Below are 12,795 nucleotides of genomic sequence, written 5' to 3'. Positions count from 1 at the left end.
TTTTCCCCGGACGGCCCTGCCGCCCGCGGGGACGGGAGACGCCCGGGCGTCCTCGACCTCCGCCGGCCCGCCGGAGAGCGCCGGCATCCGTCAGGCGATCGACCGCCCGCTCACGTGCGCTCCGCCACCGTCTTGCCCCCGTGCTTCTGGCGCAGGGCGTCGATCTGCTCCTCGGCCTGGCGGAAGGTGGCGAGGGTCTGTCCCGTCAGCTCGCGGGCGCTCGGCAGGCGGATCTTCATCGGGTCGACGAAGCGGCCGTTGATCGCGACCTCGTAATGGACATGCGGGCCGGTCGAGAGGCCGGTGGTGCCGACCGCGCCGATCACCTGGCCGAGCCGCACCCGGGCGCCCGGGGCGATGCCGCGGGCGATCCGGGCCATATGGTTGTAGGCGGTGGTGTAGCCGTTGGCGTGCTGGATCTCGACCCGGTTGCCGTAGCCGGAGCGGGCTCCGGCCGACACGATGGTGCCGTCGCCGGTCGCCATGATCGGCGTGCCGCGGGTCGCCGCCCAGTCGACGCCGTTATGCGGCCGGTAATAGCCGAGGATCGGGTGCAGGCGGGCGCCGAAGGGCGAGGAGATCCGCCCCTCCGCCACGGGGCGCCGCATCAGGAATTTCTGGCTCGAACGGCCGTTCGGATCGAGATAGTCGATCTCGCCCGAGCCCGGTACGCGGTAGCGATAGAGGCCGAACGTGTCGTCGTGGATGCGCAAGCCGACATAGAGCAGCTCCGGCCGGGCATCCTCGTCCTCGATGAAGAACAGCTCGGCCCGGTCGCCCGGGCTGGTGCGCTGCTGCAGGTCGGTGCTCGTCGCCAGCGCCATGACCATCTCCTCGATGATCGGGCGCGGCACGCCGTTCTTGAGCGCGGTGCCGTACAGGCTCTCGTAGAGGGTGACGCCGGATTCCTCGTCCTCCTCCGGGGTGTTGCCCGGCCGCGGCGGCGCCACCGAGACGAAGCCGCCGCGGTCGTTGGCCGCCACGATCTCCTGGATGCCGTCCTCGCCGTAGAGCGTGACCCGGGCGATGCCGCGGCTCTCGGGCGCGTGGCCGTCGCCCTGCGGGGCGATCAGCAGGCGCACGTGCTGGCCGTCGGGGAGGTCGCCCTTCGCCCGGGCGCTCAGGCTCGCCATCATGGCGGAGAGCCGCGCCGGCTCGGCGCCGTTGCGCTTCAGGAGGTTCTCGAGGCTCTGGTCCTTGCCCAGCACCAGGTCGCGCTCCTCGAAGAGCGGCGGGGCGGTGCCCGGACCGGCGCCGGTGCTGCTCTCGGCGATCTCGGTCAGGTTCTCGGGCAGGATCCGCACCTCGATGTTGCGGAAGCGGGCCTCCGCGCTGTCCTCGTCGGGCACGGCGGCCGGCCGCAGGGCGCGGGACAGCAGGCGCTCGGCCGGGAAGGCCGGCGGCAGCGTTCCGCCGGCAAGCGTCCCGCCGGCAAGCGCTCCAGCCGAGAGCGTCTGGGTCTCGGCCACGATCGCATCGACCTCGGCCTCCGTGAGGGCCGGCGCGCCGGTCTCGATCGCCGCGTCGGCGAGCGGGCTGCGCACCAGGGTCACGGCGGTCTCGGCCGGGTCCGAATCGCCGTCGGCCGGAGCCGGCACCTCGATCCGGGCACTGCGCAGCGGGTCGAAGGGCGGCACCGGCAGGTCGGGCGCGCGCAAGGGCAGCTCGGTGGCGATCTGCACGTAGGAATGCACGCGGATCACCTCGCGCTCGCCGGCGCGCTCGGTCATCGGCGCCTTGAAGGCGGTCTTGGCGGCGACGATCATCTCGTCGCGCACCAGCCGGTCGCCCTTGCGGCCGACGTCGCCGGTGCCCCCGTCGCCATGCGGCGCCAGCGCCCGCTCCGGTGCCGCCGGCACGATGCCGTCGGCGGCGGCGAGGTAGAGCGCGACGCCGATCAGGCCGGCGCCGGTGACGCCGGTGAGCAGGCTGCCGGCGAGCCAGCGCAGGTTGAGGGCCTGCCGGGGCGGCGCCGCGGCGGCGGAACCGAGAAGGGAGGGCGCGTCGACGGACACTCTGGGCATTCTGGCAGGAGGACGGGCACCGCCCCCCGGGGGAGTCCCGGGGGCGGACGCGCCCCGCTTGGCGCCAGGACCTTGACGGTTTTGAGACCGGCCCGGTTTCGGAGCCGGATCCCCGGGTCAGGCCGCCCGCACGGTGGCGAGGAAGCGCGCCACCTCGGCCGAGAGCTGCTTGGATTGCCGCGACAGCTCGGAGGAGGCCGCCAGAACCTGCGTCGCCGCCGCCCCGGTCTCCTCCGCCGCCCCGGCCACGGCCTCGATCGTGCGGGTCACCGCCTGGGTGCCGGAGGCGGCCGCGGCGACGTTGCGGACGATCTCCTGCGTCGCCGCGCCCTGCTGCTCCACCGCCGCCGCGATCCCGACCGACACCCGGTCGATCTCGGCGATGCGGCCGGTGACCGCCTCGATCGCCGCGACCGCGTCGCCGGTCTTGCCCTGGATCCGGCCGATCTGGCTGGTGATCTCCTCCGTGGCACGGGCCGTCTGGCCGGCAAGCTCCTTGACCTCGGCGGCGACCACCGCGAAGCCGCGGCCGGCCTCCCCGGCCCGGGCCGCCTCGATCGTGGCGTTCAGCGCCAGGAGATTGGTCTGGCTGGCGATCGACGAGATCAGCCCGACCACGTCGCCGATGCGCGCCACCGCCTCGCTCAGGTCGCGCATATGGCCGGCCGTGCCGGCGGCCTCGTCGACGGCGCTGCGGGCGAGCGCGGCCGAGCCCGAGACCCGGCGGCCGATCTCGCCGACCGAGGCGCCGAGCTCCTCCGCCGCCGCCGCGACGGTGCCGACATTCTCCGCGGTCTGGCCGGCGGCGCTCGCGACGGTGGTGGAGCGGCCGGCGGTCTGGCTCGCGCCCTGCGACATCACCTCGGCGGTCGCCTGGAGCTCGGTCGCCGCGGCGGCGACCTGCTCGATCACGTCGCCGACCGCGTGCTCGAAGGCGTCGGCCATCTGGCGCATGCCGGCCGTGCGCTGCTCTTCGGCCGAGGCCCGGGCGAGCGCGGTCTCCGCCTCCAGTGCCCGGGTGCGGACGAGGTTGTCCTTGAACACCTGCACGGTGGCGGCCATCGCGCCGATCTCGTCGGCCCGGCCCATCGCCGGCACGGCGACGGCGGTGTCGCCGTCCGCCAGCGCCTGCATCGCCCCGGTCATGCGCCGGATCGGCACCGCGATGCGGACATGCACTACGGCGCAGGCCAGGCCCACGAGGGCGAGGGCCGCCGCGAACAGGACCGCGTTGACGATGAGCCGGCGCTCCGCGGCCACGGCCGCCGCATCGGCGGCACGCACCCCGGTGCTCAGCGCCTCGGCCGCCACCGCCACCAGGGTGTTGAGCTTGGGCGTGATGAAGGTCTGCCATTCGGGCAGCGTCATCGCCGGCTCGGCGCCGGGCGCGAAGGCGCGCAGGTTGCGCTGCACCGCCGCCGTCACCTCCGGTGTGAAGTAGGTGGCCTGCGCCGTCGCTATCGCCGTCGTCACGGCGGGCGGCAGCTCGGCGGCGGCCCGCTCGACGCGGGCCCACGCCGCCTCGTAGCGGCCGCGCAGGTTCTGCACCGAGGCGGCCTGCTCCGGCGTCAGCGGCCTCCCGCTCGACAGGACGGTGTTGACCACCACCGCCGCCGAGCCGGCGGTGGCCCGGGCGGTCCAGGCGTCGTTCTTCGCGCTCGTCAGGAGCCGGGTCGCCGGATCGAGCTGCGCCATCCGCCGCTCGAGCACCGTCGAGACCTGGTCGAGGCGGCCCAGCACCGCGTCCCCGGTCTGCAGCACGAGCGGGGCCAGGGCCTTGTCGCGGGCGCCCGCCTCGCGGCCGTAGGCCTCGTCGGCCCTCGCCCGCAGGGCGACCTGGTCGCGGTAGCCGGCTTCGAGGTCTTTCAGCGCCGCGGCCAGCCCCGGCACGTCGAGATCGGCGGGGGCGGCGAGCAGCGCCCGCAACGCCGCGTCGACCCGCCCGCGATGGCCGGCGATGATCGTGCGCATCGCCCCGACCTGCTCGCCCGACAGGCTCAGGGTCGCGGCGGTGTCGCCGCGCTCCGAGCGGAAGGCCTGCATCGCCTCGAGGATGCGCTGGTCGAGCTTCGCCGCGGTGGCGACGGTCTGGGCGTGACGGTGGCTGGTCCAGGCGCCGAGGACCCCGTCGAGCGTCATCGCCCCGACGATCGCCCCAAGCGCGAGCGTGATCCCGAGCACCAGGACCCTGATGGACAACAGCGACGGCACGACGAACCCCTGGATGGCCGGAACCCGGCACGGGCTCCCATGGATATCCGGGCAATCTGGTGACGGCTTGCTTAATGGGGATCTAACGATGGCGCCGAGTAACCGCTAGATCATGTATTCGTCGGGTGGCCGGACGAGGGCGGACAGAGAAACCAGTGTCGCGCGGAATGTCGTCTGGGCAATGCTGCGGGGCGATCCTGCGGAAGAAGGCCGGGCGCGGGGACGATGCGGACCCGCCGGGACGGGCGGCCCGCATCGTCCGGTTGCGTTGGGGCCGGGAGCCCCCGGCCGGTTTCAGGCCAGGGCCGCCTTCACCAGCGCGCTCGCCTTGCCGAAATCCATCCGGCCGGCATAGGCCCCTTTGAGCGCCGCGATGACCTTGCCCATGTCCTTCGGCGAGGTCGCGCCGGTCTCCGCGATGGTGGCCTGGATCGCCGCGCGGGTCTCGTCCTCGTCCATCTGCTGGGGCAGGAACTGGGCGATGATGGCGGCCTCGGCCCGCTCGCCCTCGGCGAGCTCCGGGCGGCCGCCCTGGTCGTAGACCGTGGCCGATTCGTTGCGCTGCTTGATCATCTTCTGGAGCAGGGCGAAGATGTCCTCGTCGACGAGGGGCTCCTTGCCGAGTCCGCGGGCCTCGATGTCCTTGTCCTTGAGGGCGGCCTGGATCAGCCGGACGGTGGCGAGCTTCGCCTTGTCGCCGGCCTTCATGGCCTCCTTCATCTCGGCGGTGAGGCGCTGGCGCAGCATGCCGGTCTCCTGGTGTTGTCGCATGGGGCAAGTCGTGCCCGATAAGGCACTTGAAAGGCGAGGCACTTGAGGGGATACCGGGGCATCCCCAGATTGACCGGGCCGCTGCCGGCCTCGTAAACAGCCGGCCGCGCCCGTCGGCCGTGCCCGGCCGCGACATAAGCGAGATCACGATCATGCTGCAAGACGACGCGGCCGCCCCCGCGCAACCCGAAGGCTGGGCCGAGCCCGTCGCGACCGCCCTTCTGGTGCTCGCCGACGGCACGATCCTGGAGGGTTTCGGCATCGGCGCCACCGGCGAGGCCGCCGGCGAGGTCTGCTTCAACACCGCGATGACCGGCTACCAGGAGATCCTGACCGATCCGTCCTATGCCGGGCAGATCGTCACCTTCACCTTCCCGCATATCGGCAATGTCGGCACCAACGACGAGGACCTGGAGAGCCTCGACGCGGCGCCGGCCTCCGGCGTGCGCGGCGCGGTGATCGCCTCGGCCGTCACCAATCCCTCGAACTGGCGGTCGTCCAGCCATCTCGACGGCTGGCTGAAGGCGCGCGGCATCATCGGCATCACCGGCGTGGATACCAGGGCGCTGACCGCGCTCATCCGCGACCGCGGCATGCCGAACGCGATCCTGGCGAACGATCCGCAGGGCCGCTTCGACCGCGCGGCCCTGAGCGCCAAGGCCGCGTCGCTCCCGCCGATGGAAGGCCTCGACCTGGTGCCGCCGGTGACGAGCCGCGAATCGCAGAACTGGGGCGAGACCGTCTGGCAGCACCCGGCCGGCTACGGCAGCCGCGCCGCGGGCGAGGGCCTCAAGGTCGTGGCGATCGATTACGGCGTGAAGCGCAACATCCTGCGCCTCCTGGCCAAGGCCGGCTGCGACGTCACCGTGGTGCCGGCCACCGCCAGCGCGGACGAGGTGCTGGCGCTCAAGCCCGACGGCGTCTTCCTGTCGAACGGCCCCGGCGACCCGGCGGCGACCGGCGAATACGCCGTGCCGGTGATCCGCGCCCTCCTCGACCAGAAGGTCCCGACCTTCGGCATCTGCCTCGGCCACCAGCTGATGGGCCTCGCCCTCGGCGGCCGCACGGTGAAGATGAGCCAGGGCCATCACGGCGCCAACCATCCGGTGAAGGACCGCACCACCGGCAAGGTCGAGATCGTCTCGATGAACCACGGCTTCGCGGTCGACCCGGACAGCCTGCCTGCGAACGCCGTCGAGACCCATGTCTCGCTGTTCGACGGCTCGAATTGCGGCCTGACGCTGACCGACCGCCCGGCCTTCTCGGTGCAGCACCACCCCGAGGCCTCGCCGGGCCCGCAGGACAGCCACTACCTGTTCGACCGCTTCGTGACGCTCATGCGCGAGACGAAGAGCAGCAACGCCTAACGTCGAAAAAGGTTGCGGCCGGTTCCGGCCGCAGCCACAAAAAACCCGAACTCGCGGCCGATTCTCCCGGCCGTACCCGCCCCGGAGCGACGACGGTTCAACGATCGTCGCGGGGCCGCGATTTCGGGGGCTTGCCCAGTGACCGACCACGCCGCGACCGACAGCTTCTCGCGCCTGCACCGCACCTTCACGACCCATCTCGGCATCGCCGTGGGTCTGGCCTGGGTCACCACCCTGGCGGCGGCGGTCCAGGCGCCGTGGGTGCGCAACATCCGCGCGCTGATGGACCCGATGGCGAGCCGGGTCGAGAGCACGTGGTCGTTCCTGTTCGCGATGCCGGTAGTGCTGACCCTGGCCTGGCTCGGCGCCGTCTACGGCCGCGAGACCCTGCGCGAGCTGCGCGCCCTGCCGAACGATGCCGCCGAGTTCGCCCTCGCGGCCCTCGTCGCCTTCGCGGTGTTCTACCTCTCGATCGACCGGGCCGTCTCGGTCCTGCTGATCGGCGGCTGAGCCGGCGGTCGCACCGTCATGGTCGCCTCCTGGCGCGAGTTCTGGGACCGCGACACCCCGATCTACGTCAACGCGCGCCACAAGGCCCGGCATTATGCCGGGCTGGCCGAGGAGATGGCGGCCCTGGTGCCGCATTCCGGCGCCGTGGTGCTCGACCACGGGTGCGGCGAGGCTCTCTCCGCCGACCGGGTCGCGGCATCGTGCGGCCGGCTCCTCCTCTGCGACGCCTCCCCGCGCCAGCGCGCGGCCCTGTCGCAGCGTTTCGCCGCCCAGCCCCGCATCGTCGTCCTGGCGCCCGAGGCGGTCGCCGCCTTGCCCGCGGCCAGCCTCGACCTCGTGGTGGCGAATTCCCTGGCGCAGTACCTCACCGCGGCCGAGCTCGAGGCCTGCCTCGCGGATTGGCGCCGCGCGCTCAAGCCCGGCGGCCGGCTGATCCTCGCCGACGTGATTCCGCCGCAGCTCGGCGCCGTCGCCGATGCGGCGGCCCTCCTTGCCTTCGCCCGGCGTGAGGGCTTCCTCATGGCGGCCGGTCTCGGCCTCGCCCGTACCTTGCTGTCGGATTACCGCACGCTGCGCCAGCGGCTCGGGCTCGCCCGCTACGACGAGGCGGCGATGCTGGCGCGGCTCAGGGCCGCCGGCTTCCAGGCCGAGCGAATGCCGCGGAATCTCGGGCACAATCAGGGCCGGATGGCGTTCGTGGCGCGGGTGTCGGCGCCTGAGGTCGACCTCGACCGGCGGTGACGGACACGCCGCCGCTCCGGCGCCGCAGCCCGGAACCCCTGACGGTTCAGGAGAGGGCGACCTGCGGTGCGCTCCACTCGTGTCGGCCAGGGCAACCGGCTCGCGCATGGCGTCCGGGCGCCGCGGCGCTGCTCCTGATCGACGATGCCGGCCTGCCGCTCTGCCGATCAGACCGCGAAGACCCCGGAAATGACCGCGCTCGGCCTTACAGGGCCTGGAACATCACCAGCGCATCGACATACCCCTGCACCGGATGCCGGAAGGCCAGCGGCAGGCGCCCCACCGTCGCGAAGCCGAGCGAATGCCACAGCCGCACGGCGCGCTCGTTCGTGCTGACGACGAAGTTGAACTGCATCCCCCGGTAGCCGTGCGAACGGGCGTGGTCGAGCGAGTGCGCGGCCATCCGCCGGGCGATCCCGCGGCCCGTCGCCCCCGCGCGGGTCATGTACCCGCAATTGCAGACGTGGCGGCCGCCACCGGCCTGGTTCGGCCGCATGTAATAGGTGCCGACGACCTCCCCGGCCTCCTCGGCAACGAAGGTCTCCTTGTCCGGCCCCGTCCAGTAGGCCAGGGCGTCGGCCTCGGTCATGTCTGGGTCGAGGGTGTAGGTCTCGCCGGCGCGGATCACCGGTGCGATGATCGACCGGATGGCGGCGGCGTCCTCGGGGCGGGCAGGGCGAATCAGCATGATGGCCGTCATAGCGAGGCCGGCGCCGGTCCGGAAGCGCGGGGCGCCGGTCGGGCGATATTTCGCCGCGCGTGCCTTGCCGATGCTCCGCCGCCGCCGAGGTGAGATCGGACAGGAACGAGACGGAGAACCGGGATGACGCTGTCGCGTCGCTCCCTCATGGCCGGGGCGGCCGTGCTGGCCGCGTTGCCGAAGGCCCGCGCGGCGGCGGATGCCGATGTCGTGGTGGTCGGTGCCGGCGCCGCCGGCCTCGCCGCCGCGGCGGCGGTCCGGCGCAGCGGCCACAGCGTCGTGGTCCTGGAGGCGCGCGAGCGGACCGGCGGGCGGGCCTTCACCGAGACCGCGCTCGGCGCGGGCCGCAGCTTCGATGCCGGCGGGCAATACGTCCACTGGGCCGAGCGCAACCCGTGGCGGGAGATCGCCCGGGCGGCCAAGGTCCGCACCAGCGACGACGCCACCAGCCCCTGGCCGGTCCTGGTCAAGGACGGCGTCCGGGCGAGCGAGGCCGAGCGGCGCCAGCGTCGGGCCGGGTTCGGCCGCGTCAGCCTGCTCCTCGACCATCCGGCCGCGCCGGACCGCTCGGTCGCCGATGCGGTGTCCGGCGAGGACGAGGCGGCACGGGCCGCCGCCACCGGGCTCACCCGCCTCACCCTCGGCGAGGAGCCGGACCGGGTCTCCTGCGCCGATTACGACCAGCTCTGGTCCGGCGACGACATCTGGGTCGACGGCTACGGCGCCCTCGTCGCTGGCCACTACGCCGACCTGCCGGTGCGGCTCGGCACCCCGGCCACCATGATCGACTGGCGCGGCGCAGGGGTCGCGGTCGAGACGCCCCGCGGCACCTTGCGGGCAGCCTGCGCGATCGTCACGGTGCCGGTCGGCGTGCTGGCGGCGGGCGCGCTCCGCTTCGTCCCCGACCTGCCGGCGGCGACCGTCGCCGCGGTGGCGGGGTTACGCATGGGCTCCTACACCAAGATCGGGCTCGCCCTCGATCCTGCCCGCCTCGGCAGCCAGGACCTGCGCGACGCGGTGATCCTGCGGAGCGGCACGCCCGGCCTGACCGCCTATCTGGAGATGCAGCCGTTCGGGAAGCCGCTGGCGGTGTTCCATTGTGGCGGCGACGGCGCCCGTTCCCTCTGCGAGGCCGGGGAGGCGGCCGCGGTCGCGGCGGCGACCGATCATCTGGTCAGCGTCTTCGGGGCAGGGATCCGCTCAGGCATCACGGCCGGGCGCCTCGCCGCCTGGTGGACCGACCCGTTCGCCCGCGGCAGCTACTCGATCGCACGGCCGGGCCATCTTTCCGCCCGCGAGGCCCTGCGGGCGCCGGTGGCCGAGCGGATCTTCCTCGCCGGCGAAGCTCTGGCCGGCGGCGGCGCGATGACGGTCGGCGGCGCGACGCTCGACGGCGAGCGGGCGGCCGGGGAGGTGCTCAAGCGGCTCGGCTCGTGAGCCGCGCGAGCCTGATCGTTCAATGCAGCGTCAGCCGCGGACCGCCCTCCGGCTGCCGCTCCCAGGCCTGGACCATGCTGCCGGCGACGCCGCCGTCGCACAGGCGGCTGCTGAGGTCGCTGAAGGCACGCTCGGTCACCGCGAAGTCGGTCGCCATCTGGGCGTCGTCGGGCTCGTCGTCGGTCGAGGCGGTGAAGCGGTCGAAGGCCGCCGACATCTCCGCGAAGGCGAAGGCGACCGGCATGGTGCGGAAGACCGTGGTCCCGTCATCGTCGAGATTGCCGGATTCGAGGTCGCGCATCCGCACGACGTAGCCGTCGGCATGCTCGACGATCTCGTATTGCCAGTGCCGGCCCTCGCAGGCTGCAAGGATCATCGCGCTCTCCCTTTCGCCTCAGGAAGCGAATGCCCCGGCGGGCGGCGGGGTTCCCGAGCGGCAGGGCGTCGGGGGCGATTCTCGGCGGAGCGGGGCGGCGGTCCCGCCCGACGGGCAGGACCGGTCGAGGGCAGGCCTACCGTTTGACAGTGCCGAACTCGTAGGCGGCGCGTCCGCTGATGCGCAGCGACGTGTCGTTGCCGAGATCGATGAAGCCCGGAGCCGTCGCCCGGACGGCCGCGGGGGGCGCCTCGCGGCATTCCGGCCGGTCGGGCAGGCGCACGCCGGGCGGCGCGTCCTGCGGGCACAGGCGCGGCCTCGGGGCGCCCCGCTCGCCTGCCATGACCGGCAGGGCGGTGGCCGTCACGAGGAGGGCGGCGACGAGGCGGACGGTCACGGCAGAGGGGCTCCGGTCAGGACTCGGCGACCAGGATAGCGCCTTCGTCGCCGGGACGCGACCGGGCCGACCGTCCGATCGTTCCGAGACCGGACGGCTCGCTCGTTCTCCGTCGCGTCAGCGCCGGCGCTGGCCCATATCGGCCGGGGTGACCGACACGGTCACCGCCCGCCCGTCTCGCTCGATCTGGAGCGGCACGCTGCGGCCGAGGCCGGTGGATTCGAGCGCGGCAGTGAGGTCGGCGAGGCGGCGCACCGGGCGGCCGTTCACCCCCATGATGATGTCGCCGAGTTCGCCGGTCGCCGGATCGACGCCCTGGATCCCGGCCGCCGCGGCCGGCGAGCCCGGCAACACCCGCACCACCACGATTCCGTCGATGCCGAGCCGCGACGCCGCATCCTCGCTGGCCGCCACGATGCCGATGCCGGGCGTGGGCGTGCGGCCGGTACGGATCAGGTTCGGCACCACCCGGTTGACCACGTCGACGGGGATCGCGAAGCCGATGCCGGCGCTGGCGCCCGAGGGCGAGAAGATCGCGGTGTTGACGCCGATCAGTCGCCCGGCGGAATCGAGCAGCGGGCCGCCGGAATTGCCCGGGTTGATCGCCGCGTCGGTCTGGATCACCCCGGAGAGCTCGCGCCCCTCCGCGGTCGGCAGCCGGCGCTGGAGCGCGCTCACCACCCCGGTCGTCAGGGTGTGGTCGAGGCCGAACGGGTTGCCGATCGCGTAGGTGAACTGCCCGACCTTGAGATCGGCCGAGGTGCCGATGGCGATCGGCGGCGGCGCGGACGCGACGCGCCCGAGCCTCAAGACCGCGAGGTCGTAGTTCGGGTCGGTGCCGGCCACGGTCGCAGGCACCACCTCGCCGGTGGAGAGCCGGACCTGGATGTCGCCGCCGCCCTGGATGACGTGGTTGTTGGTGACGACGTGGCCGGCGGCGTCCCAGACGAAGCCCGAGCCGGTCTGTTCGCCGCCGCCCTGCCGGCGCTCGCCGGTCTCGGGATCGAACGACACCGCCGCCTGCGGCTGGCGGGCGAAGACGTAGACCACCGACGGCGCCGCGCGCTCGAACAGGGCGACCGTCGCGGCCTCGATCGGCGACAGGTCGCCCCGCGCCGTCACCGCCCGGGGGGTATCGGCGGAGAACAGCAGGCTCGTGACGTAGGGCTGCGCCACGAACAGGGCGAGCAGCACCAGGGCGGTGGTCAGGGCGATCCGCAGGAAGCGATCGGGCACCTTTTTCGTCACTCCGGAAAGGAACCGGCCGGGCGAGGCTCGGCCATGGCTGTCGGGGAAGTGGGCGGGACGGGTGCGGCGTCAATGGCTGCCCCAGGATCGGAGAGGCGGGCCGGCCGGCTCGCCAGCGCCACCAGGGTGTAGGAGATGATCATCAGCAGGAACCACGAGCCGAATGTCTGGGGCGACACCGCCGCCCAGCCGGCGGCCTGGTGGGGGTAGATCCATCCCCGCGTCGCGGTGCCGATATTCTCGGCAAACCAGATGAACAGGGTGACGAGGAGGAGGCTGAGGAGGAGCGGCATGCGCCGGTAGGCCCGCCAGACCCGGAAATGGATCACGCACGGGCCGAACAGCGCGGCGGCGCCCGCGAACAGGACGAGGCGCAGGTCGGTGACGGCGTGCTGGGTGAAGAAGTTGACGTAGATCGCCAGCGACAGGACGACGAGGGTCCACAGCGGCGGATGGCGGGTGAAGCGGAAATCGAACAGCCGCCAGACCCGGGCGAGGTAGGAGCCGACGCTGGCATAGAGGAAGCCGGTGAAGAGCGGCACGCCGCCGAGGCGAAGCCAGCTCGGCTCGGGGTAGACCCAGGAGCCCATCGCGGTCTTGAACAGCTCCATGGCGGTGCCGACGGCGTGGAAGACCAGGATGACCTTGGCCTCCTCCCAGGTCTCGAGGCGGAAGGCCAGCATCGCGACCTGGATCGCGATCGCCGCGAGGGTGAGGGCATCGTAGCGGGCGACCGGCGCGCCGGCCGGCCAGGCGAGGTGGGTGAGGATCAGGAGCCCGCACAAGGCACCGCCGAACAGGCAGGCCCAGCCCTGCTTCACCCCGAAGCGCAGGAACTCGTAGAACTTGGCCCAGACTGGGCCGCGCGCCTCGGCCCAGGCGCCGAGCCGCTCCTCGCGCGCGGCGAAACCGGCGAGCGGCGCCCAGAGCCTGGCTGCGCTGTCGGACGGCTGGCGGCCCGGCAAGGTTGCAGGCATGGGACGGGGTCTCTAGGCTTGAGGTCCTCCCCATAC

Annotated in this window: 12 protein-coding genes; 4 read left to right on the top strand and 8 right to left on the bottom strand. The window is 73.1% G+C overall.

Annotated features, from left to right (window positions below; genetic code table 11):
- Positions 1-110 precede the first annotated feature (110 nt).
- From FF100_RS22525 to FF100_RS22515, 3 genes are all read right to left on the bottom strand, one after another.
- Positions 111-2,015, bottom strand: a complete 1,905-nt coding sequence (locus tag FF100_RS22525; RefSeq protein WP_246102233.1) for a M23 family metallopeptidase — start codon at positions 2,013-2,015, stop codon at positions 111-113.
- A 126-nt stretch (positions 2,016-2,141) separates the two neighbouring features.
- Positions 2,142-4,223, bottom strand: a complete 2,082-nt coding sequence (locus FF100_RS22520; RefSeq protein WP_139038005.1) for a methyl-accepting chemotaxis protein — start codon at positions 4,221-4,223, stop codon at positions 2,142-2,144.
- A gap of 306 nt (positions 4,224-4,529) precedes the next feature.
- The gene (locus FF100_RS22515; protein WP_139038118.1) at positions 4,530-4,982 is read right to left on the bottom strand and encodes a GatB/YqeY domain-containing protein; all 453 of its coding nucleotides are present in this window, start codon (positions 4,980-4,982) and stop codon (positions 4,530-4,532) included.
- A gap of 176 nt (positions 4,983-5,158) precedes the next feature.
- Here FF100_RS22515 and carA point away from each other — a divergent pair, with 176 nt between their 5' ends.
- The 3 genes from carA (at position 5,159) to FF100_RS22500 (ending at position 7,624) form a co-directional block, all read left to right on the top strand.
- Complete coding sequence (gene carA, locus FF100_RS22510) at positions 5,159-6,373, top strand: glutamine-hydrolyzing carbamoyl-phosphate synthase small subunit (protein ID WP_139038004.1); 1,215 nt, start codon at positions 5,159-5,161, stop codon at positions 6,371-6,373.
- Positions 6,374-6,511: 138 nt separating this feature from the next.
- Positions 6,512-6,883, top strand: a complete 372-nt coding sequence (locus FF100_RS22505; RefSeq protein WP_139038003.1) for a hypothetical protein — start codon at positions 6,512-6,514, stop codon at positions 6,881-6,883.
- An 18-nt stretch (positions 6,884-6,901) separates the two neighbouring features.
- Entirely contained in the window at positions 6,902-7,624 is a 723-nt protein-coding gene (locus FF100_RS22500; RefSeq protein WP_139038002.1) for a class I SAM-dependent methyltransferase, read from the top strand.
- A gap of 205 nt (positions 7,625-7,829) precedes the next feature.
- Here the strand turns inward: FF100_RS22500 and FF100_RS22495 are convergent, their stop codons facing one another.
- Positions 7,830-8,312, bottom strand: a complete 483-nt coding sequence (locus FF100_RS22495) for a GNAT family N-acetyltransferase (RefSeq protein WP_139038001.1) — start codon at positions 8,310-8,312, stop codon at positions 7,830-7,832.
- A 135-nt stretch (positions 8,313-8,447) separates the two neighbouring features.
- Between FF100_RS22495 and FF100_RS22490 the strand changes: the two genes are divergently transcribed.
- Positions 8,448-9,761 carry a flavin monoamine oxidase family protein gene (locus FF100_RS22490; RefSeq protein WP_139038000.1) on the top strand — a complete coding sequence of 438 codons (1,314 nt, stop codon included), beginning with the start codon at positions 8,448-8,450 and terminating at the stop codon, positions 9,759-9,761.
- Between the two features lie 19 nt (positions 9,762-9,780).
- Here FF100_RS22490 and FF100_RS22485 read toward each other — a convergent pair whose 3' ends face one another.
- From FF100_RS22485 to FF100_RS22470, 4 genes are all read right to left on the bottom strand, one after another.
- The gene (locus tag FF100_RS22485; RefSeq protein ID WP_139037999.1) at positions 9,781-10,137 is read right to left on the bottom strand and encodes a hypothetical protein; all 357 of its coding nucleotides are present in this window, start codon (positions 10,135-10,137) and stop codon (positions 9,781-9,783) included.
- Positions 10,138-10,273: 136 nt separating this feature from the next.
- Positions 10,274-10,534 carry a hypothetical protein gene (locus FF100_RS22480; RefSeq protein WP_246102232.1) on the bottom strand — a complete coding sequence of 87 codons (261 nt, stop codon included), beginning with the start codon at positions 10,532-10,534 and terminating at the stop codon, positions 10,274-10,276.
- A gap of 117 nt (positions 10,535-10,651) precedes the next feature.
- On the bottom strand, positions 10,652-11,770 hold the full coding sequence (locus FF100_RS22475; protein WP_139037998.1) for a S1C family serine protease: 1,119 nt from the start codon (positions 11,768-11,770) through the stop codon (positions 10,652-10,654).
- 8 nt (positions 11,771-11,778) lie between these two features.
- The gene (locus FF100_RS22470) at positions 11,779-12,759 is read right to left on the bottom strand and encodes a DUF817 domain-containing protein (protein WP_139037997.1); all 981 of its coding nucleotides are present in this window, start codon (positions 12,757-12,759) and stop codon (positions 11,779-11,781) included.
- Positions 12,760-12,795 lie beyond the last annotated feature (36 nt).

The sequence above is a fragment of the Methylobacterium terricola genome (genome assembly GCF_006151805.1).
In the GTDB taxonomy this organism is placed as follows: Bacteria; Pseudomonadota; Alphaproteobacteria; order Rhizobiales; family Beijerinckiaceae; genus Methylobacterium; species Methylobacterium terricola.
Note: the sequence above shows the minus strand (reverse complement) of the source record. Positions and strands in the feature narration are given on the sequence as shown.